Annotated in this window: 22 protein-coding genes; 5 read left to right on the top strand and 17 right to left on the bottom strand. The window is 44.4% G+C overall.

The window, feature by feature from the left end; genetic code table 11:
• The first annotated feature begins 1 nt into the window (after position 1).
• On the top strand, positions 2–2,062 hold the full coding sequence (gene mnmC, locus BZA03_RS09530) for a bifunctional tRNA (5-methylaminomethyl-2-thiouridine)(34)-methyltransferase MnmD/FAD-dependent 5-carboxymethylaminomethyl-2-thiouridine(34) oxidoreductase MnmC (RefSeq protein WP_110288627.1): 2,061 nt from the start codon (positions 2–4) through the stop codon (positions 2,060–2,062).
• A 125-nt stretch (positions 2,063–2,187) separates the two neighbouring features.
• Here mnmC and BZA03_RS09525 read toward each other — a convergent pair whose 3' ends face one another.
• The 6 genes from BZA03_RS09525 to BZA03_RS09500 all read right to left on the bottom strand — a co-directional run bounded on the left by BZA03_RS09525 (position 2,188) and on the right by BZA03_RS09500 (position 6,046).
• The gene (locus tag BZA03_RS09525; protein ID WP_110288626.1) at positions 2,188–2,913 is read right to left on the bottom strand and encodes a FlgO family outer membrane protein; all 726 of its coding nucleotides are present in this window, start codon (positions 2,911–2,913) and stop codon (positions 2,188–2,190) included.
• 10 nt (positions 2,914–2,923) lie between these two features.
• Positions 2,924–3,688 (bottom strand): FlgO family outer membrane protein, encoded by a 765-nt coding sequence (locus tag BZA03_RS09520; RefSeq protein WP_014949957.1) that lies wholly within the window; start codon positions 3,686–3,688, stop codon positions 2,924–2,926.
• A gap of 4 nt (positions 3,689–3,692) precedes the next feature.
• Entirely contained in the window at positions 3,693–4,358 is a 666-nt protein-coding gene (locus tag BZA03_RS09515) for a FlgO family outer membrane protein (RefSeq protein WP_110288625.1), read from the bottom strand.
• Between the two features lie 410 nt (positions 4,359–4,768).
• Positions 4,769–5,188, bottom strand: coding sequence for a GNAT family N-acetyltransferase (locus BZA03_RS09510; protein ID WP_110288624.1), 420 nt, complete (start codon positions 5,186–5,188; stop codon positions 4,769–4,771).
• A gap of 30 nt (positions 5,189–5,218) precedes the next feature.
• Positions 5,219–5,563, bottom strand: coding sequence for a lactoylglutathione lyase (locus tag BZA03_RS09505; RefSeq protein WP_039225261.1), 345 nt, complete (start codon positions 5,561–5,563; stop codon positions 5,219–5,221).
• A 45-nt stretch (positions 5,564–5,608) separates the two neighbouring features.
• Positions 5,609–6,046, bottom strand: a complete 438-nt coding sequence (locus tag BZA03_RS09500) for a GNAT family N-acetyltransferase (RefSeq protein ID WP_110288623.1) — start codon at positions 6,044–6,046, stop codon at positions 5,609–5,611.
• A gap of 270 nt (positions 6,047–6,316) precedes the next feature.
• On the opposite strand from BZA03_RS09500, the gene BZA03_RS09495 reads away from it, so the two are divergent.
• Positions 6,317–7,027, top strand: a complete 711-nt coding sequence (locus BZA03_RS09495) for a hypothetical protein (RefSeq protein WP_110288622.1) — start codon at positions 6,317–6,319, stop codon at positions 7,025–7,027.
• Positions 7,028–7,120: 93 nt separating this feature from the next.
• Here the strand turns inward: BZA03_RS09495 and BZA03_RS09490 are convergent, their stop codons facing one another.
• Positions 7,121–7,624 carry a DUF2938 domain-containing protein gene (locus BZA03_RS09490; protein WP_110288621.1) on the bottom strand — a complete coding sequence of 168 codons (504 nt, stop codon included), beginning with the start codon at positions 7,622–7,624 and terminating at the stop codon, positions 7,121–7,123.
• A 92-nt stretch (positions 7,625–7,716) separates the two neighbouring features.
• Between BZA03_RS09490 and BZA03_RS09485 the strand changes: the two genes are divergently transcribed.
• Positions 7,717–8,136 (top strand): helix-turn-helix domain-containing protein, encoded by a 420-nt coding sequence (locus BZA03_RS09485; protein ID WP_110288807.1) that lies wholly within the window; start codon positions 7,717–7,719, stop codon positions 8,134–8,136.
• A gap of 60 nt (positions 8,137–8,196) precedes the next feature.
• Here the strand turns inward: BZA03_RS09485 and BZA03_RS09480 are convergent, their stop codons facing one another.
• Positions 8,197–8,685 carry a GNAT family N-acetyltransferase gene (locus tag BZA03_RS09480; RefSeq protein ID WP_075177498.1) on the bottom strand — a complete coding sequence of 163 codons (489 nt, stop codon included), beginning with the start codon at positions 8,683–8,685 and terminating at the stop codon, positions 8,197–8,199.
• Between the two features lie 5 nt (positions 8,686–8,690).
• Complete coding sequence (locus BZA03_RS09475; RefSeq protein WP_110288806.1) at positions 8,691–9,422, bottom strand: SDR family oxidoreductase; 732 nt, start codon at positions 9,420–9,422, stop codon at positions 8,691–8,693.
• Between the two features lie 119 nt (positions 9,423–9,541).
• Here BZA03_RS09475 and BZA03_RS09470 point away from each other — a divergent pair, with 119 nt between their 5' ends.
• The gene (locus BZA03_RS09470; protein WP_110288620.1) at positions 9,542–11,068 is read left to right on the top strand and encodes an ATP-binding cassette domain-containing protein; all 1,527 of its coding nucleotides are present in this window, start codon (positions 9,542–9,544) and stop codon (positions 11,066–11,068) included.
• Positions 11,069–11,291: 223 nt separating this feature from the next.
• Here BZA03_RS09470 and BZA03_RS09465 read toward each other — a convergent pair whose 3' ends face one another.
• From BZA03_RS09465 to BZA03_RS09455, 3 genes are all read right to left on the bottom strand, one after another.
• Entirely contained in the window at positions 11,292–11,975 is a 684-nt protein-coding gene (locus tag BZA03_RS09465) for a DUF1826 domain-containing protein (RefSeq protein ID WP_110288619.1), read from the bottom strand.
• Between the two features lies 1 nt (position 11,976).
• Entirely contained in the window at positions 11,977–13,179 is a 1,203-nt protein-coding gene (gene zigA, locus BZA03_RS09460; protein ID WP_110288618.1) for a zinc metallochaperone GTPase ZigA, read from the bottom strand.
• A gap of 81 nt (positions 13,180–13,260) precedes the next feature.
• Positions 13,261–14,217 (bottom strand): GlxA family transcriptional regulator, encoded by a 957-nt coding sequence (locus BZA03_RS09455; protein ID WP_110288617.1) that lies wholly within the window; start codon positions 14,215–14,217, stop codon positions 13,261–13,263.
• Positions 14,218–14,342: 125 nt separating this feature from the next.
• On the opposite strand from BZA03_RS09455, the gene BZA03_RS09450 reads away from it, so the two are divergent.
• Positions 14,343–14,867 carry a cysteine hydrolase family protein gene (locus BZA03_RS09450; protein ID WP_039225252.1) on the top strand — a complete coding sequence of 175 codons (525 nt, stop codon included), beginning with the start codon at positions 14,343–14,345 and terminating at the stop codon, positions 14,865–14,867.
• Between the two features lie 32 nt (positions 14,868–14,899).
• Here the strand turns inward: BZA03_RS09450 and BZA03_RS09445 are convergent, their stop codons facing one another.
• The 5 genes from BZA03_RS09445 to BZA03_RS09425 all read right to left on the bottom strand — a co-directional run bounded on the left by BZA03_RS09445 (position 14,900) and on the right by BZA03_RS09425 (position 24,560).
• Positions 14,900–15,460: an isochorismatase family protein gene (locus tag BZA03_RS09445; protein WP_258364623.1), complete on the bottom strand. Its 561-nt coding sequence runs from the start codon at positions 15,458–15,460 to the stop codon at positions 14,900–14,902.
• An 82-nt stretch (positions 15,461–15,542) separates the two neighbouring features.
• Positions 15,543–16,853 carry a short-chain fatty acid transporter gene (locus BZA03_RS09440; RefSeq protein ID WP_110288616.1) on the bottom strand — a complete coding sequence of 437 codons (1,311 nt, stop codon included), beginning with the start codon at positions 16,851–16,853 and terminating at the stop codon, positions 15,543–15,545.
• Between the two features lie 67 nt (positions 16,854–16,920).
• A complete protein-coding gene (locus tag BZA03_RS09435; protein WP_110288615.1) occupies positions 16,921–21,042 on the bottom strand; it encodes a hybrid sensor histidine kinase/response regulator in 4,122 nt (1,373 codons plus the stop codon).
• Positions 21,043–21,308: 266 nt separating this feature from the next.
• Positions 21,309–24,062: a pitrilysin family protein gene (locus tag BZA03_RS09430; protein ID WP_110288804.1), complete on the bottom strand. Its 2,754-nt coding sequence runs from the start codon at positions 24,060–24,062 to the stop codon at positions 21,309–21,311.
• Between the two features lie 204 nt (positions 24,063–24,266).
• Positions 24,267–24,560: a YfcL family protein gene (locus BZA03_RS09425; RefSeq protein WP_014949976.1), complete on the bottom strand. Its 294-nt coding sequence runs from the start codon at positions 24,558–24,560 to the stop codon at positions 24,267–24,269.
• Between the last annotated feature and the right edge of the window lie 69 nt (positions 24,561–24,629).

The following is a 24,629-nucleotide window of genomic DNA, read 5'->3' as shown; positions in this document are numbered from 1 at the left end:
AGTGAAATCTAAGCATGCACAGGTTCATTTTAATGAGAGCGGTACGCCTGTCGCCGACCATTTTGACGACGTTTATTTTTCTAACGACAGCGGAATTGATGAAACCCAACACGTTTTTGTTGCAGGCAACGACCTTGCTGAGCGCTGGCAACAGTGGCGCAACCCTACTTTTGTCATCGCCGAAACAGGTTTTGGAACTGGGCTGAACTTTTTGGTCGCCATGCGTGCCTTTAACGAATTTAGAGCAGCGAACCCTGATCATCCGTTAAAGCGCCTGTATTTTATTACCACGGAAAAGTTTCCACTGCCTCAACAGGATATGCAGCGTGCGCTAGAAGCTTTTCCTGCTCTTAAAGACGAAGCGCAAGCACTCGCCTCACTTTACCCCATGGGCCTAGAAGGTTGTCATCGCCTTCATTTTGATAACCATTCAACCACACTCGACTTGTGGATTGGTGATGTTCACGAACTTCTACCTCAGTGGCATTCCCCTGTAAATGGCCTCATCGATGCCTGGTTTTTAGATGGTTTTGCACCAAGCAAAAACCCTGATATGTGGACCGATGCTCTGTTTAGCCAAATGGCTCGCTTGTCAAAAACAGGTACAACCTTTGGAACCTTTACCGCCGCAGGCATCGTAAAACGTGGGCTAGCTGGTGTGGGTTTTACCATTAAAAAACGCAACGGTTTTGGCCGTAAGCGCGACATGCTGACCGGCGTTTTTAACCAAGACAATGAGAATGTGCAGCATAAACTTCGCCTACCTGCAGGCCCCTATTACAGGTACGCGAACGACAGTTTAGATAAAACAAGTAAAGTCGCAGTGGTAGGCTCCGGCCTTGCAGCAGCTACGGCATGCCTGGCTTTAGTAAAACGCGGCATTAACACTACTTTGTATTTTAATGGTGACACCCTTGCAAGCGGCGCTTCTGGCAACCCGCAAGGCGGCTTTTACCCGCAGCTCCATAGCGAAGCAAGTATTGCCAGCCGCATTCAGGCGCATAGTTTTTTGTATGCTAGACAAGCCTACGACCACACTATTGAACATGTAAAAGCCTGTGGCCTAGCCGACGTTGCCCATGATTTCTGTGGTGTTATTCAACTAAACTTTAACGACAAGGTAGCAGAACGCCAAAATAAACTGGCAGCAGCCGACGTTTGGCCTGAAACTTTAATTAAGCCCGTAGACAGCAAAGAAGTGAGCGATATCGCTAACCTGCCCCTTCCCTATTCAGGCTTATACATTGGCCTTGGTGGTTGGCTTTCTCCTCCACAGCTAGTTACTGCCATGATTGAAGAAGCACTTCAAAGTGGCAAACTCACGCTGAAACCCAACCATACCTATGTGTCTCATGAGGCAGTTGAGACAACAAAGCAGCGGGTGCAGATTCGTTTTAACTTAGATAGCGCTGAGAATGAAGAAGTTATTACTGCCGATCACCTTATCCTTGCCCTTGGTGCAGGTGCGGTAAACGCTAGCGATTTTGACAGTCTGTCCCTTCGCCCTGTTCGCGGACAGGTTGAAGCTATTCCCACCCAAATGCCAATTGAACAGCTTAACACTGTGTTGTGTCACAAAGGCTATATGACACCTGTATTCGAAGGCCGGCATGCGTTAGGTTCAACCTACGTTAAAAACGACTTAAATACCGATGTACGAGGCGGTGAAACTGAAATGAACCTCGCCACCCACGAACAGGCGCTGGCAAACACCGACATCGTGCAAGCATTACAACATGACGGTAAAGCCAGAGCGGCTACGCGTTTAGGTTCACCCGACCACCAGCCTGTTGTCGGTGCACTACATAATTTTGACTCATTAAAAGAACACTACACTATGCTAAGCGTGGGCAAACCGTTGACTAGCGCGCCAGTGTTGCCAAGCAGCGTAGTTTCCACCCTTACTTGCTTAGGGTCACGAGGGTTAACCACAGCGCCTTTAATGGCAGAGGTCTTGGTGAGCAGTCTATGTAAGGAGCCGCTACCTTTAAGCAATGAACTGCTTAATGCTGTAAACACAAGCCGCTTTATGACTCGCGAAGCGATTAGAAGCCAGGGTTAATAAACGGAGAGATCTTTGTGAAAATTCTACTGTGCCTAGACACAAAAGATCGGACGTTTAGAGGATTTAAAGCGAACATGAAAGGAATTCGCTTTGAAAAAGCAGAGCGCAATAGAAGTAAATGGCTAGTTTACACTAGCCATTTTATTTAAGTCCATCACGATAAACGCAGGAATGTATACGTTGGCGCTTGCCACCACTTGTTTATTTTCCAGCGACACGATACGGGCGTTTACGCGGACGCCTCTGTCATCTTCAATGATGGTGCCAGTTACAACATGGTCCATCTCAACCTGTTTAGCGAGTGCAGTACCATCTCGAGTAAGTACGAAATCGCCGACTGGCGTTACGGTAATTCCACCTGCAAGCTTAAAGTCGACAACCGCTAACCCAAAGTCTTGTAGCTCGGCTATTAGATACTCTGAAAGCTGATTGCCTAACACGGTGCTGTCGCTCAACGACTGATTAAGCCTCACAAAACTCGCCACACCCACCATATCTTGCTGCGTAAGACGGGTTGCATTGTCCATTAACTCCATCGCAAGTTGCGAGGCGTAATCATTTAAGCGCTTATGCGTTTGTGAAGGTGAATAGCCATGGTGTAGTGGGTCTTTATAGCCGGGTTCGACTTCCACGTGCTGTTGATATTGTCTATCGCGAGAATCTGGTGTGTACTCCAGCCCTGAACGGCTTGGTACAGGCACTGGCTCGGCGTGATGAGTAATTTCACCGTCTTCACCTAACCAAAATGAGCCAATAGACTCTGTGCTAGTGCACCCTGTCATACATACACTCAGCATTACGCCAACGGCTGCCCAACTGCTTGACATAAGCTTCTTTGTAAACACCATGCTGAAACTCCTAGCCGCGACTTAGCTTAACGCCATCGCGCATACCGTTTTGCTGGCTACCGTCACTTGGAATAAGTGCATCTACTACGTAGAACGGCACTAACATTTGCGCAGTTGCCACAACTGCGCGCGACTCCATGCCTAAAATACGGGCGTTAACTAACACGCCACCTTGGTGCTTGGTCATTGTTCCGGTTAACACATATTCAATAGGAAGGCTGCTGCTCAATTCCAAATAGTCTCGGCTTAATACAAAATCGCCATCGTCAGTAATACGAATATACTCGGTGGCTTTGAAGTCGATAACCGGCACGCGGAATTTATGCAGTTCGTGAACAAAAGATTCCGCCATCTGACGACCAAGCAAATCTGTTTTCTGCAAGTCAGTATCTAGTAGTGCGAAATGGGTTACACCAATAGGTGTCTTGTTATTCACATATTCCATATTAGCAATTAAGTCTTGCGCCATGTTCTTCACATAGTCGCCAATATGCTTGGTTAGAGGTCGACCCTTATACGCGCCCTGTACGCTCGAATACAAAGGAGGTTGACCGATAGCGCCGTACGCATCCATACCCTGAGACTGGGTATCACTGGTATTTTCAACTGGCTTTGAGGGAGCGCGGTCGGCGGCAGTAATATCAATCACGTTCATGGCCGGGCGCTGAGGCGCTTGTTCGGCTACCTCTTCTTCCCCCATCATCATAGAGCACCCGCTGACGCTTAGTAGTGAAGCACAAAGCGAAAGCGCCGCGTATTGATTTCGTCTTTTCATGGGGTTACCTCGTACCTTCAGTTCTGTATAACTTGCCGTTTCTGGTGGTTACTTGTTCTTCGCGCCAAAACAGTTCGGCAGGGAAAAAGCGTGTTGCTGCAGCGACAATGTTTTTATTTCTAGCGTTGATAATTCGAGCGTTAACCACCGCGCCAGACTCTTGATACACCATAGTGCCGGTTATATAAAAATCGACGCGCTCAATGTTGGAAAGCTGGCCGATATCGCGGGTTAATACTCTGTCGCTTTCGTCACTAACAATTATATCGTTCGAAAGCTTAAATTCTTGAGTAGAAAAGCCTCTTTTCGTGGCCTCAGTAATCATTCCCTGTTCAAGTTGATGGCCCAACAACATTAGCGGATGTTGATGATCAGCACTGTATTTCATAGTATCGGCAGGTACAAAGCCAACTACCGCATAGCGAGACTGACGTGATGGACCCACATCAGCAAAAAGTTCGTTTGCCAACATATAGGTATGGTATTCCACATTCCCCAATGCAGATACGTCGCTGGCATCGGTTTGCGCAAATTGACTCTTAGGTTCGTCAGATGAAGAGCAACCAGAGAGTAAGCCCAAGATAAGCGCGGTATATGCCAAGGCTTTCGCGACTAAGCGACCATTTTCTGTCAGCAAAGCGTGAGAGACAGGTTTTGTCATACTTTTCATTACACGTGTCCAGTGAAAAACGTCAAATTTCTATCGGAAAGAAGCAAAAACTCATCGAAAAACAGTGATCAGCTACTACGCAAACCGACATTTTCAGTGTCTTTAAACAGGCTGCTGCAAAATTCACACCAAAGAGAGGCTACAAGCAGCATTGACCGTTACATTGGAGGTTACATTGAAAAAAATTGCTGATAACCAAGTGACGTAAAGAGCCTAGTTTCAGGAGATATACCTTTCTCAGTGTTAAAAGAACTTGATGTTTATCGTCAGGCCGTGCATGAAAAGCGGAGGCGACTTGCCGCCTTAGGACAGAAAGCTGCCGATAATTAAATAGGCAATGATCACAATGCCAAGTGATTAAAAAACGTGAGAACTCCCGGGACTCTCATGCCACGTTAATGACCAATTAGCTAAATAAACCTGCACATGCCTAAACCTAAACTTTCACCATCACGAGGTTCAAAACCGAATTTAAGATAAAAACTTTCCTTACCATGCGCAGCCAACAGGCCAATGGTTGCGCCAGGTGCGCAGCAAGACTCCAAATGTGCAATCAACGTGTTCATTATTTTCGATCCCAAGCCTTTATTCTGATGTTCTGGATGAATAATGACGTCTTGAATATAAAAATACATTGCGCCATCGCCAATCACCCGACCACAGCCTACAAGGTTGTTGTCGAGGTAAATTGTTGCCCAAAACAACGAGGCATTAATACTTTTTTGAACAACCGATAAACACGGGTTACTCCATCCAATCAATTTTCTTAAATTGGCAAAGTCTTCAACTGACGGAGGGCTTTCTTTAATGGTGTAATTCGTATGCATCATTCGTCATTCCGCCCTTCGTTCTCGCAAAAGCTAGCTACCTAATTCGGTAATGTGAAGTAGTTCGCCCGACGGGCCCCATAGATAGAAAACACTTCCCCAATGTTGTTGCTCAATTGATGAAATTTTCGTTTTATGTAATGAGCGTGAGCACAGATCAAAAGCGTCCTGAATGTCTGCTACACATATTTGTAGCATAAAGTTATTCGCCAATTCAGGATTATAAAAGCGCTGAAGAAAGAAGAGACAATCACCATTTTCAAACAGTGTTAGGTCTTCATTTACGTATTCTGCATTAAATCCAATCTCAGAATAAAATGCTTTAGAAATGTCGTAGTTTTTGCTTGGAATAAAAGTCTTAATATCTATGACGTCCATATCTTGAGATCCCTCGCATTTCGCTGCTTTAAATTTAAGTCGTGGCTAAATGGCAATAACAGCAAGCATGTCTTCGCCATCTTCATCTAACCCCACCTCTTCGAAACCAAAGCTTGAATAGAAGGCTTTGGCGACAGGATTATTGGGGTTATAGCATATCTCTATCTGTTTGAGCTCAGAAGTTTGCTTTATAAGCGTGATAGCTTGAGATAAAGCAACTCTGCCAATTCCATTATTCTGATGGCTCTCATCAATCATAAAGCGCCAAATGGACACTTTGGTTGGCGTTTCCTGAACCCACATCAAGAACCCTACGGGCTGGTCATTGCAATAAATGGCTTTGCAGGTATGGTTCTCGTTGTAGAAAGACTCAACCAACGACCACATATTGCACGCTACAAACGCTTGTTGATCATCCGCCACATCCAAGTCACAAACCTGCTCATAGTTAGATTTGTTTATTTCTTCCAGTGAAATTTTCATCCTGTCTTCTTTTTCCGGTTAATTATTAAGAACAAATAAATAATTGTGGCTGTTTTGGTATTTTAAACTTTCTTATCAGCAATTGAGGTAAGTAATTTCGTTATTCATTGTGATATGTTGTTCTTGGTTCGTGTTTTAATCTTTATAAAATAGTGACACGCTTTATAGGAACTGTTGGTTAAGAGCATAAGGAATAGCGCTTTTTGACAGAAGTAATCTTCCCCACAACAAGCACAATCTCTTTCAGTTATTGAAATAAGGATATTTATATTGAAAAAACTCTCTTTTGTTTTGACCGTAGTATTGTTCACTACCGTGGGTTACTTTATCGGTTCGTTAACCAGTGAGCCACGTATTCAGAAGAAAGACCAAGCAACTAACCTGAACAATACAGCAGTTCCCCACGCGGATAAGTCAGATTCAACTTCGTCCCAAGAACACACTTCAGCGGAAGAACTTATCGTGACGAAAATTGGTACTGACGCTGAGCTAAAAAATGAAAAGCTAACTAGTAATGAAACCAATGTTCATCCTCTAATTGAACCAGAAGAACCCATTGACGATACAAGTCACATTTTGCAGGTCAATAACGACATTGCCATATTGGATACTAAGCGCTTAGGCTCTTTAACTATTACAGAATTAAGAGGACTCGTAGAGACAATAAAGTTCGCTCCCAAAACTAGTGAGACCCTTTTAATAGAAAGCGATCTGCAAGATTCACTTATCGACAAATTAAATGAGCGAGACGCAGCACTGTATCAAAAGGCCGTTTGCAATAATGACCTTTGTGCAATAGAGGTGGCGTCAGATGACGCTGAAATATTAAATAGTCTAGTAGACGACTTAATGTTTGATGCAGAAATTTCCTCCAGTATGCAAGGAGGCTTTGTTAGGCTATACAGTGAAGATAATCAACACTTTGCTACATTTCTTGGCGTCAGAAAAGGTAAGGCATCAACCGTAAGAATCGCCAACTAAATGCTCTCTAATTGCTTATTCTACGAATCAACGCCTCACTGTTGTCAGGCTCTGTCTAGCATTCTGCAGCTTTCACTTTTATTCATCGCTCGATCAATTCAATAGTTCTAATGACAAGACGAGCTTTAGTATCATAGCTGAAAGGTACAGCCCAACGCCAAATACGACGTGATTAATAATACTGTGTAACCGAGCGGTATTAGGGTTAGGCGTTTTCGATGCGGCAACACCAGCGCCCATACCTGGCTGCAATATAAAGAACGGTGCAACGACCGTAGCGATACCGAGCGCCACTGCTGGACCTAGCGTCGGTTCGAACAACCAGGATTCTCCGCATATGAAAATAAGCATTGCTGCATAGGCAATTCCAATTAGGTAATGGGCTGTCCACCCAATAGTACTTTCCCCGTGAACAGCATGGGCACTTGAAATAGAAGTATGACGAAACTGCCCTTTTCTCATGTGCCCTATCCAGCGCCCCACCATGCCCCAATTAGTAGGGGCAATACCAAACAATTGCTTTCTCAACAAGGCCCATAAATCCATCACTAAAGTAGCTCCAATACCTATCAGCAAGATAAAAACAATACTTTCCATATTCACTCTCAATAACTAGTTTCAATTAACATGAGATGCTAGCCTACAACTTCAAGTTAACTTTAAGTCAAGTGCCTTTATGGGTAACAAGTATGGAAATATCTCGAGTAGCAAAAAAGTCAGGAGTGTCGGCATCAACACTGCGCTTTTATGAAGAAAAAGGCCTTATCAAATCTATTGGTCGACAAGGTATACGTCGCGTATTTAGCTCAAACGTTTTAGAGCGCCTTGAATTAATCGCACTAGGCCGCGCAGCTGGTTTTTCACTGGAAGAAATTGCAGGAATATTAGGAACCGATGCAAAGCCTGATATAGACCGCGCTCTGCTACTTAAAAAAGCGGACGAATTAGATGAAACAATTAAAAAATTAGGAGCAATGCGTGATGGTCTGCAGCATGCAGCTGCTTGCACAGCACCGAGTCATTTGGAATGTCCGAGGTTTCGTCGATTGATGAACCTTGCAGCCGCAGGGGTGATTGAAGGCGTTGCCGCGAATAAGGCAGCAAAATAAATATCCGTATCAATGGAAACCACTCAACGCTTTGCGGGTACTAAAGTCACCATCGCAGAGCTACCTCAAAATGGCAAAAATATGGCTATCGTAAAACCGTCCATTTTTAAAAATGGCGCGTTGCAATATCGCTTCTTGCTTAAACCCTGCATCTAACAGCAGCTTTTGCGAAGCAAGATTGGATGAAAATACGCAGGCAAAAATGCGCTCTATACTTGTGTTTGAGAAAGTAAGGGCGATAATTTGGCGCAGCGCGTCACGCATAATTCCTTTTCGCCAATGTGATGAACAAAGCCAGTATCCGACCTCTCCGGCTCTTTCATATTCAAAGTTTCCTGGGTTAACACCAATACACCCTACTAACTCGCCATCGTACTCTACAGCTCTTATAAAACCCTCTTTGCTCCCCTCTTGAATCCACCATGTGGCATCTTCTTTTGTATAAGGGCTGGGAATTTTTGTCGACAGAAATTGCGTGACCGACGGTTGATTCAAAATATCTACCAGTCTACCTACATCGCTCATTTTAAAATCTCTGAGTGTTATCACGCGCGTTACTTCCCACCCGCTAAATCAATAAACGACCCTGTAACATATGAAGACTGAGGTGATAGAAGCCAGGCTATCGCCTGTGCGACTTCATCTGCTGTACCGCCCCGCTGCATAGGAATTTGTGAGCTTAACCGTTCTACTCTGCCAGGTTCACCACCATCGGCATGAATGTCTGTTTTAATAAAACCAGGCCGGACGCTGTTTACACGAATGTTCTTCGTAGCAAGTTCTAATGAAAGCCCTTTGGTGAATGAATCCATTGCCCCTTTCGACGTCGCATAGTCGACGTATTCAAAAGGAGCACCAGTACGAGAGGCAATGGACGAAACATTAACGATTGCGCCCCCTGCAACGTTTTGTTTTACAAAAGCCTTTGAACACAAGAATGCGCTAAGCACATTGGTATTAAGTACTTTGGTGAAGCGCTCTGCACTGACGTTAATTAACTCAGTTTTGGTAAATAAAACACCCACATTGTTAACCAAATGCGTTACCTCGCCCCACTGTTCCCTTACATATTCGAACATGTCCAGTACTTGCGCTTCATCGGAAACATCGGCTTTATGAGCAAATGCAACGCCACCGTTGTCAGCTATCGACGCGCACACCCTACCCGCAGCATTTTTATCTGATAGGTAATTAACGCAAACCTTATAATCGTTACTTCCCAACAATTTAGCAGTTGCGGCACCAATACCACGACTAGCACCTGTGACAATAACTACCTTGCCCACAATTTGATTCCCTAAACTGGCCATTGAACGTGGCGCTAACTTTATAAGACTAACTTACCAGCTAGTTCTGGCTTCAGAAAGTCTTATTCACCATTGACACGTAATCAGAAAACTTCACAATGGTTCTACTTTATATTCACTCGCGATCATTAATGCTGTACCTTTCTGAATTTCAAATAAAGCTTCCTAATCAATACATTACTCCTGCATTTTCGCTAGCGCTCTGTACTGAAAGTGCGCCGTCGCACTTCCTTATCGCAGGTAGAAACAGTAGCGGAAAGTCACTCTTAATTTCCGCGCTTGCCGGTAATGGGAAGGTAGCAAGCGGTAGTCGTGAATGTAGTTCGGTTGTTGCAGAGGTATCGGTTTTTAAACAGCAAGCGATAATTGAAGAAGAAAAACAAAAAGACAGTGCAGATATTTTAGACGTAATAGCTGAGCCAACACAGGTTCGCGAACTATTCGCACAGACTAGTGAGGATTATCAAAACCACCCTTATTACGACGAACTCGCCTCTGCGCTTAGAATTGAGCATTTGCTAGATAATGGGTTTCTTTCACTTTCAACAGGTGAAACCCGCAAGATTATTATCATGTTGGCATGGTTAAGTAATGCCTCTATTATTTTGCTTGATGAACCCTTCGAAGGTTTAGATGTTGAAGCGATAAGCGCATTTAGTCGCTTTCTTGTCTCTCAGCAGCAAGCTTCTTTAGTACTTACCGCCAACAAACTCGCAGATATTCCCAAGAATATGCAAGCCCAGTTGATTGTCATGGATGACTTGGCCATTACGTGGAAATCTGAAGATAAACTTAACTATGACGGTTTGCGCTCAGAACTAAGCACCTGGTTTGCACTAGAGTCTGATGATATCGATGTTCCCTCAGCCCTTAACGCTAAGGACAAACACGGCGATGACCCCAATCGCAATAACCGAAACCTCAATGATCAAAACAGTGAGTTAGATTCACTACCTCATACCTTAATTCAGCTTAAAGATGGATTCGTGCGCTTCGATGAGCGAACCGTATTTGAAAAGCTTAACTTTACGCTTAACAAAAATGAGCATTGGCAGATCACTGGTCCAAATGGGTCAGGCAAAACCTGTTTGCTTCAAATGTTTACCGGTGATAATTCCCATTGTTATACCAACGATTTAACAATGTTTGGCATAAAACGTGGCACAGGCGAAAGCATATGGGACATTAAAAAGCACATTGGAATTATGTCGAATGCGCTCCACATGCAGTACAAAGTGAATGCAAGTGTTGAGCACGTTATCATTTCAGGCTTTCACGACAGTATTGGTCTGTACACTCGCCCCACGCTAGCGGAACGCATGGTGGCAGAGCAGTGGCTTGAAGTACTGGGTTTGAAACAGAAAAAGAACTCGCCGTTTCAGTCACTGTCTTTTGGTGACCAGCGATTAGTACTTATTGCACGTTCTATGGTTAAGCACCCCGCCGTGCTTATTTTGGATGAACCTTGCAATGGTTTAGACGACTTCAACCGCCAAAAAGCGCTTAAGCTTATTGATATATTGGCTAAAGCAGGCACAAGTACACTGCTGTATGTAAATCACCATGCAGAAGAACGCATTCCTAGCATTCACAATACGTTAAATATGAAAGACTATAATGTTTAAGGGTATATATTGAAAACCTTGGCTTTTCAAGTTTTCGCTAAAAAGGTGTGGCACTTGCCTGTAAGACAACTCGCCTTAACGCTGGAAGCTTAAAAGCGGATATTTAAGAAGATTAGAGAGGCTAGGTACCGAAAGAGAAAAAAGCGCTATCACAAGGGAAAACTCATGGAAAAAGTGATAGCGCCGAAGTAACCGAACGTGAGGTACAATGAGTACTTAAAAACTACATGGGATCCAGGGTAAGCAGCACGCGATGAGTACCAGGGATGACTTTGCAGGACCGATGCACGGCGGCAAATTCTTCATGGCCCTGCCACGACTTACCTTTAAGTAAACCCACATCGAACGCGTTCATTTGCCTAACGCTGCTCTCTCGATAGTGCTGGCCCAACCTATTCTTAGTAAGCCCTTGTGTATTCGCGTCGTTGAGACCAATCATTGGGCGTGTAACCACACTTTCTTTCGGCAGCCACTCTGTACCTTCGCCTAAATAAGTATTCACCAACCGAACAGGAATATTGTCCACATGAAAGCTTGGGCACATTGCTGATGAAAGGGGCACTAACCTTACGCCCACACTGTCACAGTCAAATAACGTGGTGAGCATGTCAGACAGCAAATAAATATCGTCGATGGCAGCCTGCTTCCCGGCACTATTTCTTCCATCAGGTAAAAGCATTGCGATTTCCTCTTTCAGTGATGTTAAAGAGAAAACACCGCGAATCCCCATTCCTAATGATTTAAAAATGTCGTCATAATATTGCGAGATGAGTGGCGTTTCGGGCCTTGTCCAGATGGCAACGCTGACCCCTTTATCAAAGATATCGCCCAACACCATAGCATCGGCGCTTGAACGCCAAGAGACGCTGTGTTCAAAGGAAGTAATGTGGTCTTGTAACGCCTGCATACTAGTGCTCCCACGCAGGAAATGGGTCAGGCATTTCAGCCCAAACATGATGGCCTTGAATAAGCTGATCGTCTGTTAACAAGCAACGATCTAACCGCTCTATAATGTCGTTTTTATTAAGCCCTTGTCCAATGAAGACCAGTTCTTGACGCATGTCACCGAAGGGCTCCATCCATTGTTCTTCAATCGCTTTAAGGTATTCAGGGTCTTCAGGCCACTGCTCTTTGGGTACGGCTTTCCAAAACAGCCCAGCAGCCCCGTATCTCGCCATACCGCCAGCTTGACTCCAGCTGCCAGCTAATTGAGGGCGTGTTGCCAGCCAGAAGAAGCCTTTTGAACGAATTAACTTACCTGCAATGTCTTTACTATGAATAAAATCATAAAACTTCTGCGGATCGAACGGACGTCGCGCTTCGTACGAAAAGCTGCTTATACCAAACTCTTCAGTCTCTGGTACGTGCTCGCCACGCATTTCTTTCAGCCAACCGGGCGACTGCTGAGCACGCTCGAAGCTAAACCGCCCTGTGTTCAGCACTTTGTCGAGGGGCACTTTTCCATGCTCGATAGGAATTTGAATAGCCTCGGTATTAAGGGTTTGCAGAATACTTTTAAGGCGCGCCAACTCTTGTTCAGAGACTAAGTCAGTCTTGCTTATTAGCAATATATCAGCAAATTCCACTTGTTCGACCAACAAGTCTGCCACGCTTCGCTCGTCTTCCTCCCCCAAGCTCTCACCCACTTCGTTGAGAAACTTAGCTTCGTCATAGTCTTTAAGAAAATTCAATGCATCGACAACGGTAACCATCGAATCGAGGCGTGATATTTCCGACAAGCTTTTACCGTCTTCATCGGCAAACGTGAAGGTCTCAGCTACAGGCAAAGGCTCCGAAATACCTGTAGACTCTATTACCAGATAATCGTATTTACCTTCATGCGCTAAACGCTCTATCTCTTCAAGCAAATCTTCTCGCAACGTGCAACAAATACAGCCATTGCTCATTTCAACTAGCTTTTCGTCGGCTCGATTAAAGCTAATTTCATTTTTCACCGTTGCAGCATCGATATTGATTTCACTCATATCGTTAACAATAACGGCTACTCTTAATCCATCACGATTATTCAGAATATGATTTAGAACCGTGGTCTTACCGGCGCCTAGAAAGCCCGAAAGTACGGTAACGGGAAGCTGAGTTTGAATTGACATAACGACTCGCTAAGTTTCATTTTAGATCTCGAATTTAACAAATGTTATAACATAACAATTAAAATGAAAATAACGATATGATTAATTTATTGCAAAACGCTTGCGGTATTCCACCGGACTAAGCCCATACTCTTTACGGAATATCTTCCTAAACGCATTGACGTTTTGATAGCCCACGTTGAATGCAATATCAGCAATGCTACGCGTAGATACTTCAATTTGCTGACAAGCATGATGAAGTCTCAGCTTCTGCAGATAGTCGATGACTGACATACCTAACGCTTGCGTAAATCTTCGCTGTAAGGTTCGCTGACTAACGAAAGTGTGGCTGGCTAAATCGCTAAGAGAAATTGGCTGACTGTAATGATTTGCCAAGTAATTTTGCGCTTTAACAACGAGAGCATCACCATGATCTTTTTTGGGTGAAAACTGGTGATAAAAGCCTTGCTCCCTGTAACCTGTATCCACCACCATCTCTTTAGAAAGACTCAAGGCAATGGTGGGTGAACTCAAGGTCGATATGATTTCAAACACAAGATCAATCCACGCCATTCTTCCACCAGCTGTTATTACACCCTCCCCGTTTACCACGATAGCCTTAGCATCTAGCTTTGCAGTGGGAAAGGTTGCCATGAAGTGATCGGCAATTCGCCAGTGTGTAGTACACACTTTGTTATCTAAAAAGCCCCCTTTGCCAAGAATAAATGCACCTACGCAAGCAGATGCGAGCAATGCACCTTGGGACTGCATGACTTCCATATAGTTGATAAGTGATGTGAAGTCATGCTCAAAAAATGTTTCACTCATGCTTGGCGGCAAGATGACGACATCAACCAGTGCATTTGAATTCAACTGTTCCGCTTTGTAAATACTCGCGCTAAATGCCACATCAGCGTTGATTTGCTCACACACCGTATTTGCTAACTCTAACATCTCAACTATGCCGTAAAGCGCAGATTGGCTTGCGGTTGGATAGTTTATTACTGCTATTTTTATTTCTTTCATCGTTTCATTGTCGTTCTGTGAACGCTGTCGCATTTGGCGCGCTTTTTGTCATTATCGTCACTCTCTATTACACGTGAAAACCCGCAAAATAGTCAATATCGAGTAAGCACAACTTAAACCGTGCTAGAGACTATTTCTTGGAAAAAGAGGGTAAGACCGTGGTTAAACAAGCACTTATTGTTATAGATATTCAAAACGATTACTTTCCTGAAGGGAAGTATCCTTTACACAAACCAGAGCTTGCGATGCAAGAAACACTTAAAGCGATGGCTATTGCAAAGGAAAAGAGCATTCCGATTATTCACATACAGCACCTTGTGCCTGTTGAGGCCGGAGAAGGGTTGTTTTTCTATGAAGGATCTCATGGCGCTGAAATTCATAAAGAAGTGATAGCCGCTGCCCCGGATGCGCCCATCATCACAAAGCAACACGCCGATTGTTTTGAAAACACCAATTTAGACGAAACCTTACAGTCATTGGGCGTGGATGAAATTCTTCTTGCAGGTATGATGACCCACAACTGCGTAACTCACACAGCATTATCACCAGCTGCTGCCAAGTATTCCCCCAAAGTCATTGAACCTTGCACCTGCACGCGTGACGCCATTGGTCATCTATTGGCGCTGGATTCTATGCAAGTGCGCGGTATTGACATTGTATCGATTGAAACCGCATTCGCTTAGCTTCGACTTGTTTCGCTCATCACGTTGTTCGACTACTTGATGAGCGCTAACACTTCTCGGAACTTTGGATGTTGGCATGATTTTAAAAGGCCAAAAAGTGTCATCTCAAAACTGCTGATCCGTGCGCCCTGCTCACGCATATTTTGGATGGCGAGCACAGCATTTGAAGACTCTCTTGAAGAAATGCAGTCCTGTATTACTTCCACAGTGTGATTATTTTCCAATAAACCCGTTACCGTTTGATAAACGCATACGTGCGCTTCAATTCCCACAACCAGCCATCGACTTAATTCCATTTCACCAATGTACGCCAGTATTTCGGACGAGCACTGGTCAGTACCCGCTACTGCGTTAAAAGTAAATTTCTTAAAGTGAGGATCGCTTGCGACATGACTTTCAATTTCAGGGACCGTTTTCCCCAAGCCATCAGGATTTTGCTCAAGTACAACTACGGGAATATTGAGCAATTTACAACACTGTATTAGCTTTACTGTTTTGCAGATCATTGTCTGGCTATCATTGACTTTTCGAGCCAGCGCGCCCTGAACATCTACGATCAACAATCCTACCTTTTCTTCATCTAAATGCATCATTCACACCGCTTGTATTTAAGTTGTGGCTTCACATTCGGCTCTTTTCGCTTTGTTTTACGGCATTAAATTGCTCTCGAAATCCTCACACAAACCGCAATACCAAGGAAATAATGACACCGGTTACGATAAGCTGAACTAAGCAAAAGCCCATAATGTCTTTGGCTTTCAGGCCAGCTATGGCAAGTACGGGTAGCGCCCAAAATGGCTGAATCAAATTGGTCCACGCATCACCCCACGCTACCGCCATGGCAACTCTATTTATTTCGGCTCCAAGTTCAGCGGCAGCAGGCAAGATTACTGGGGCTTGCACTGCCCACTGCCCTCCACCCGACGGCACAAAGATATTAACAATGCCTGCGCTAATAAAACTCCATACTGGCAGCGATTCTGCAGATGCAAAGCTAATCAGCCATTCTGACATGGTTTGGGCCAACCCTGATTGAACCATTACCGCCATGATCCCCGCATAAAATGGGAACTGTATAACAATACCACTACCGCCCTGAACGGCTTGCTGCAGGCTGTGCAGTACATTGCGTGGTGTACCGTGAAGGACAATAGCGAGAAAGAGAAATAGCGTATTAACGATATTGAGATTAAGCCCGCCCCCTGAAACAAAGTAGTTGGTGAGATAAGCAAGCCCTGCAAAGCCTACGAGTAATCCAAGCACCTTGCTGTTTTCAAGTTTGTCGGCGGGCCGCTCGTTCGTTGCCGACGGCAAAGCGTCGTCGTCTTGTAGCTTGGCGCTATCGACAATAATGCTTTCAGATTCAGGCGGTAACATTAAACGATTAACAAGAGGAATAATCACGAACATGATTGCCAATAACAGCAAATTAAACCCACTGAAAATAGTCTCTCCAGTGCCAACTACGCCAATTTGTGCTTCTGAAAAATGACCCGGCGTTGCAATAGTTAAGGGCACAGAGCCCGCTAAACCGCCATGCCATACAATAAAGCCTGAGTACGCGCTTGCCACCAATAACCGATAATCAACCGACACTTTTCTTGCTAAGGCTTTAGCAAACAACGCGCCTACAACAAGACCAAAGCCCCAGTTTATCCAGCTTGCGATAAGCGACACCAACGTGACCAGCACAATGGCGCTCCCAGGGCTTTTTGCTAAGCTCGCAAGCCTTTCAAGTAAGGCTTTTACTAATGGCGTGCATGCCAACATAAACCCAGTGACTAGCACCAAGAGCATTTGCATTGAAAATGTGAGCAGCCCCCAAAATCCGTCACCCCACTGTCGAATAGTTGTAAGTGGAGACTGATTTTGAATGACCACTGCAAACGCAAACGTAATTAGGGTGAGTAATAAAACGAAAATGTAGGGGTCAGGAAGATATCGTTCGACGAGTTTGACGAAGGGTTTTGATGCTCGGTTTAGCATTAACGCTCTCACAACATGTTAAAAACTTGTTGCATATTAACGCGTTTATTTCCCCGTTGGCGAGGGTCTAATTAACTTTGTTGAGCCAGTGCTGTAATGTTGAAGTTACTTTATTGTGCTCTATGGGTTTGGTGAGGAAATCATCCATACCGGCTTTCATACACATATCTTTGTCGCCCTGCATAGCATTCGCCGTCATCGCTATGATGGGTACACGTTTGTAAACTTCGCCGGCTGCACCATAGCGAATAAGCTTGGTTGCTTCGAACCCGTCCATTTCCGGCATTTGGCAATCCATGACAATTGCGCTGTAATGCGCCTTAAGCTTGCTGCTTTTTAACAGTTCTAACGCTTCTACACCGTTGTTTGCAACGTCAACCACATACCCTTCGCTTTCTAGAACATTGGTGGCCACTATTTGATTAATGGCATTGTCTTCTACTAACAAGATTCGATAAGCATTATCATCAGAGGTGGACTTTGCGTTTTCTTCAGGTGATTGAACGTGCTGAGTGTTGCCTTCGATAATATGAACCGGATCATCCTCCCGTTTTTTAAAGCGTGGTTTAGCTTCATAGTCAGATGTATTTACTGATTCCTCTACAATTCGAATTAAATCTGAAGAGGTCAGTGGCTTAGGAAGACTCTCATCAACGTCTACTCCGCCATAGACAACAGAGCTCTCCATGTCGCTTAGCTGTGTCATTAATACCAAACGCGTATGTTTTGTTCTGGGGTTATTTAAAAGTATCTGGCCGAAGTGTTGTGAAAACTCCTCCTCTTCTGCTTTCTCCAGAAATACAACATCAATGGGTATTGCCGGTATCTCTTGCTCGCTGTCTTTCAAATATAAGCTAATCGCTTCCTCAATCGAAGATGCGGTCAGCGTAAGCAGTCCCCAAAGTTTCAGCTGGCTTTGCATGGCACGTCTTGTTGAAGCATTGTCGTCAATAATCAGGCAACACATGTCTTGTTTAGCAAGCTGAGGGCGCACAGCGTTGCGTTGCTCGGCGTAGCGAATTTCGCATGTCACATCAAAACGGCTGCCTTTGCCAAGCTCGGTGGTAACACTTATGTCTCCTCCTAACAATTGGCATAGCTTTTTGGTAATGCTCAACCCAAGCCCTGTTCCGCCATAGCGTCTAGTTGTAGAAGCGTCGACCTGTGTAAACGCATCGAACAAGTGAGGTAGTTTTGACGCGGGAATACCAATGCCCGTATCTGCCACCGCAATGTGCATAAGCGCAGTATTCTGATTGTTAGTAGGAAGCAATTCTGCCGTGACAGAGAGCTCTCCCTGCTCGGTAAATTTAACGGCGTTACTTAAAAGGTTTGTGAGGATTTGTTGAATTCGGCTGGGATCTGAGTTTATTTTCGACTCACTGACCTTTGACAAATCTACAACAACATCCAGCCCTTTTTCTTGCGCTAAATGCGCGACCGATTGAGCAATGCTCTCAATCAATTCCCTTACATCAAATTCAACGGACTCAATCTCGAGCTTATCCGCTTCTATTTTAGAGAAATCCAAAATATCATTAATCAGGGCCAGTAGAGAATTAGCGCTTGAGCTTGCGATGTTGACGCGCTGTGATTGCTCAGTAGTTAGGTTGCTTTTCTTAAGCAGACCCAGCATCCCTATCACGCCGTTCATTGGCGTTCTAATTTCATGGCTCATATTTGCAAGGAATTCAGACTTCAACTTTGTTGCTTCTTCGGCTTGTTCCAGCGCTTTTTTCAAATCGTTGGCCTGAGCTTTCAACGAGGCTGTTTTTTCTGAAACTTGTTGCTCTAACGCCTGAACAAAGCGCTTCTGCTTGGTAATTTCTGTTTGCTGTAAGTGGGTTCTTAAGTAAATGATCAACAGAACAATGCCGAGTAAAAACGCAATGTAAATGCTGTATGCCCACCATGTTTTCCAAGGAGCTGCTGCTACATGCAAATTAACCGACATGACTTCGCTGCCCCATTCACCATTGGGCTTCATTGCTTTGACCAGCAATGTATAGGTGCCGCCATTTAGGTTAGTAAATGAAACGTTGTTGTGATTTCCGATATCAATCCACTGTTCATCGTACCCTTCTAATTTGTAGGAAAAATGAGAACGCTTGGGATCAGAGAAGTCTAGAAGAGCAAAGTCTAATGAGAAGAAATAGTCTTCGTAGGAAAGATTAATATCCGTAACGTAGGATAGTGGCTTATCAAGGCTTACTGCTTCGCCCATTTTGTTGAAGCCAGTTAGCACAATTTTAGAATCGACCAACTCAGACTGTCCTGGCACATACTCAAAGTATTCAATACCTCGCTGGCTACTGGTAAAGAACGTGTTGTTAGTGGCTCTAAGTAAACTGTTTGAATAGAAATTCTGACTTACAGCCCCGGCAGTGCTAGTGTAATTAATGGCACTTTCAGTAGCCGGATTAAAAAGAAAGATCCCTTTATTCGTGGTAAGCCAGAGCTGGCCCTCGTCGCCGTCTGCAATCGCTCTTACTAAGGTAGCGGGCAACCCTTTCTGCTCCCCAAACCACTCGAAGGATTTCGATTCGGGCTTATAAAGGTTCAACCCCCGTTGGGTTGCAATCCAAATTTGGCCGTTTTTGGTCTCATGAATATCTTCGACAATGCTGCCCAACAGACCTGCATTGTGATCTTTATTGTATTCAATCTGAGTGAAAGTATTGTCCTGAATGGACCATAAATTTACGCCGCTTCCAGTGCCAATCCACATATTTCCTTGAGAGTCATTAACAATGGCGTGAATCTCTGGGTGAGCTAAGCCGTCAGTCGTTGAAAGATGCTCAAAGGCGCCAGATTGCACGTTGTATATATAAACACCATGCTTGTAGGTACCTATCCATACATTGCCTTCGTTATCTAGCGCTAACGCTCTGAATTCTCTGAACTGGCGATATTTGCTGTTTTCTCTGGGATATTCTAAGCGACTTACATTTCCATTCTTTCTGTTAACACGTGCAATAAAGTTGTCTTGTGCCACCCAAATATTGCCGTGTTTATCGGGAACAATAATAGGTCGTTCTATAACTCCCCTATTTGAATATTCACTTTCTTCTTTAAATACCGAGTCGAATTCCTTTTGGAGTATTTGCTCTTTCACTTTCCATGTATAAATTTCAGCATTTGCTGTAGCAATCAATACATCGCCACTATTTTTGAAGGTATCTAGCTCAATGCCACTGGGTGAAACCAATGAGTCACTATTGATCTGCTTGATTTTACGGCGAGGAGATAGTTTAAATATGCCGTGAACTTCACTGGTTACCCATTTTGTTTTAGTGTGGTCTTCATATATTATGCGAAGTCCGTTGTCATAGCCGAAGTCCATCTTCTCTACGTAATTTCCCTCACCTGTATGTCTATAAAGACCCGTGGTGGTCACAAACCAAATGCACCCTTCGTGATCTTCAATCATTGAGTTCACTTGGCCTAATGCTTTGCCGTCTCGCGTAGTTTGTGCAAGGAACACGCCTGAACTTGGAAAGAAAAGAAAAGGGCCTTCCTGAGTCGCCACATAGAATTGGCTTGACGACGTACGCAGCAAGCTACGTATTTCATTGGCTCCTGTTGCAGTACGATTATCAGGGTCGGGAAAGAAGTGTTTGGTGGCGAGAGTTCTTTTGTCTAGCAAGTTCAAGCCAAAACTGGTGGCTACCCACAGACTGTTGTCATTATTATCCATAATGTCCCAAATGCGATTATGAGACAGACTGTGGTCCTCATTGCTTTTCTTCTGAACCCTTTCGAATTCCCCATTTCCTAGAAAACGATTTAAACCTTGATCATACGAACCTAGCCAAATTTGGCCCGTTTTATCGTGGAAGAGTGATTGGATTCGGTTTGAAGATATGGAGCGAGGGTCGTCTGGATCATTCAAGTAACGAGAATAGCGACCTGTTGTTGGGTCGTACTTGTTAACTCCACCTCCCCACGTTCCAATCCATATATTGCCCTCTGCATCCAACATCAAATTGCCAGCGTCGTTGTGTGATAGCCCTTGGCTAGGATCGCTGTCAGACTCAAACAACGTAACTCTACGACCGTCGTAACGCATTACACCGTTTTCGGCAGTACCAAACCACAAAAAGCCTTGGCGATCTTGGATAATGGAATAAATCTCTGATGAGACGAAGCCATCTTCGGCAGTTAAAAGCTCAACCGAATACTCATTCATCAGCTTGTCTGCATTAGATGGATAAACACAGGGAATATAAAACAGGCAGAGAAGAGCTATTGCAAACAAGCGCACTGGTGCAAGTATAGGATTTGTTATGCTCGCAAAGAAGGCATTCTTCAAAGTGGAATCAAGACATTAAATTAAACTTTCTTAACCATAAATCATCTATTGAACGCAATCTATTCTACAAAAGACGCATTTGTCACATAAAAAAGGGCCGAAAATGATATCGGCCCTTTTTCTCTTGGTTAATTATTTACCAACTACAGTGAATTCATGCTTTGCACGCTAACGGGCCCGAGCTGAGCCGCTTCAACTTCTGCTTTAATCTTCTCGGCATCTCCGATGATTATCCAGGTTAATTTCTCTGGGTGCAGCACTTCTTTCGCCGCGTTACTCAAATCGTCTAAAGACAAGCTGTTGTATTTCTCGACCAAAGACTCTGGGTAGCTATATTGTCTGTTAAATCTTTCACTCGACAGTAAGCTATACAATACCGCGTTAGCCGTCTCAAATTGACCTGGCAAAGAGCGAACTTCGTCTAACCGCGCCCTTTCAAGTTCATTCGCCATTGGCGGCTTTTCACCTAAGTAAGCGTTAAGCTCTTTCTTAAGCTCAAGCAGTGATGGACCTGTTTTATCGGTTTGCACCGGCGCATAAACCATAAACGGGCGCTGTCCCCTAGCATCTTGCAGGAAGGTGTACGCGCCATAAGACCAGCTTTTATCTTCACGCAGGTTCATATTAACGCGAGCAGTAAAAGCACCACCTAAGGTTAAATTCATGGCATTAATTGCAATATTGTTGTCAGCCCCTGTTGGTGGCGCTAAATGTGCAGCCAGAATAAGTGACTGTTGTGCACCAGGGCGGTCGATAATAATCGCTTGGCCTTGCTCAGGCATTGACGCTTCAGCAATTTGCTTCGCACCTTTGCTACCTTCTACCTTCCATTTGCCAAACTCTTTCTCAAGCATGGGTTTAATGGCACCTAACGTGGTGTCGCCAACAACAAAAATTGTCGCATTGTCTGGGCGTAGCCACGTATTTTTAAAGTTAACAAGGTCATCTCGCGTAATCGCTTGTACGTCTTGTTCAGTTCCGGTACCGGTAAACGGAATACCGTACGCATGGCCTTCACCATAAATAAGAGGCGGAAGTAACGTAAGCGCAATACTTACAGGGCGCGTTTTTTGCTGTGCAATATTACTTAATATAAGCGCTCGTTGACGTTCAATCTCTTCCTCTTTGAACGTTGGTGATTTCAAGATATCCCCCATCAGCGCCAAAGAAGGCTCCATGTTTTCTGTTAACATTGACATGGTAACTGTGGTGGTATCTAGGTTTGAGCCGGCGTTTAAATCAGTACCCAACTGCTCAAGCTCTGCCGCAAGCTCCAGCGCGTCATATTTTCCCGCGCCTTCGTCAAGCATCTGTGTGGTGAAGCTCGCAAGTCCTAACTTGCCACCCGCATCAGCAGCGTAACCTGCGTCGAATTGCACCGCAACATTCACCAATGGAACCGTAGAGCGTTTTGCAAATACTACCTTTACACCGTTAGAAAGCGTAGTTTCTGTCACCTCAGGAAAGCTCAGTTGAGTCTCTGCATCGATTGAAGGCAAGCCAGAGCTGCGGTCAACGCCTTCGGTAGATGCTGTGTGCTCAATAAATGGAACAACCGTGATTTGATGCCACCCTTCTTTTAGCCATTTATTCGCAGCCGCTTTAACCCCTTTAGGAGTAGCCTGTCCTAGCTCACTCAATTCAGTTTTGAAGTAGTTAGGGTCGCCAGCAATGAACTCACCACTAGCAAGCGTATCGGCTTTACCGCCAAAGCCCCCAACCTCTTCAAGCCCGCGAATAATTGAAGCACGTCGCTTAGTCGACACCAATTTAACTTCATCTTTGCTTGGACCTTTACGCAAAAACTCGCTAATGACTTTATCTATTTCTTTTTCCACTCTCGCAACGTCAACGCCGTCTTTTACGTCAACCGTCACACCAAAAATGGACGCCATTTGTAGCTCGTAGTTAAACACCGATGCATTGGTAGCAATTTGTTGGTCGTACACCAATTCTTTGTAAAGGCGTGAGTTTTTACCATCGCCCATGACACTCGCGGCAATGAACAAGTCTGTTGCGGTTGAAGAGGTATTTTCAGGTGAAACCCAAAGGCGGTAAATGCGCGATTGAGGTACTTTGTCTTGAATCACTTCGCGGGTGTTTGCGCTACGCTTTGGTACCCACGCTTCCCACTTAGACAGTGCTGGGCCCGGCTCAATGTCAGCGAAATATTTGTTAACCAGAGGTTTGGCTTCTTCTGCGTTAATATCGCCGCTTAGCACCAGTATTGCGTTATTCGGTCCGTAATATTGGTTAAACCAGCCCTTAACGTCATCTAACGAGGCGGAGTTAAGATCTTCCATCGAGCCAATCACCGTATGATGGTAAGGATGCCCTATGGGAAATAAGCCTTCAAAAATATGCGTGAATACGCTTCCGTAAGGCTGGTCTTCGCCCTGACGTTTTTCATTTTGTACAACGCCACGCTGTTCGTCTAATTTCTCTTGTGTCACCGCACCTAACAAGTGCCCCATGCGATCAGATTCCATCCAGAGAATACGATCTAGTGCAGGTGTCGGAACGGTTTGGAAATAGTTAGTACGGTCAAAGTTTGTGGTACCGTTTAATCCTGTTGCCCCAGCTTCTTGTAACGGCCCAAACCATTCATCGTCATAGTTCTCCGTGCCGTTAAACATTAAGTGTTCAAATAGGTGCGCAAACCCTGATTTGCCGTTTGGTTCGTCTTTTGAACCCACCTTATACCAAACCGCAACGGCAACCACTGGGGCCTTGCGGTCTTCATGAACAATTACGGTTAACCCATTATCGGTAGTGAACTTTTCGTAGTCGATATTGATATCGTTTTTAGCAAACGCTGAGCCAACCAGCGTACTACTTACTGCCAGCACACCTACACTTACTTTTAAGCGCTTGGTGAGATGCTTAAGTACAGTCATTTCGTCATCCTTAATCTTATTATCTGTGCTGAACACCAAAATGTGCCAGGCACCACAAAACGGCTTTACGCCAGTACTAAACATAAATCAATTTGGTAGTTTATAAAGAGTTACGATGCAGAAAACTGTAACGGATTGTAAAAGAGAGGATAAACGACGAACGAAGAAATATTGCTAGGGGAAAAGTAGAGAAGAAAGTCGCAATTATATTGCGACTAGCCGTGCCCAAAGCGCTTTAACTTGTTTAGCGTCTTCACTTTCTAATTCGTTGTTGGCGAATGCGCTATTAAGGCTCTCGAGCATTTTATCATTAAGCATCGCAACCGTAGCATCTTCTTGCATTTCTAACTGGCGAGCCTCTACTGCAAAGTGACCTTGCAAGTAGCTGGCTATAAACAATTCGTCATCACTACCGTGATTTACCACGTCATCAAGCGATGCCTCAATATCTGCGATGGCGTTAACGACACTTTCTGGTGCTGCAGCAGGTGGTAACACGTCTTACTCCTTCCTGTTTTTCAATATCAAATCTTAGTTCGAGATAAATTCTTTTTTATGGCTATACAT

This window comes from Alteromonas sp. I10 (assembly GCF_003201515.1).
In the GTDB taxonomy this organism is placed as follows: Bacteria; Pseudomonadota; Gammaproteobacteria; order Enterobacterales; family Alteromonadaceae; genus Alteromonas; species Alteromonas macleodii.
Note: the sequence above shows the minus strand (reverse complement) of the source record. Positions and strands in the feature narration are given on the sequence as shown.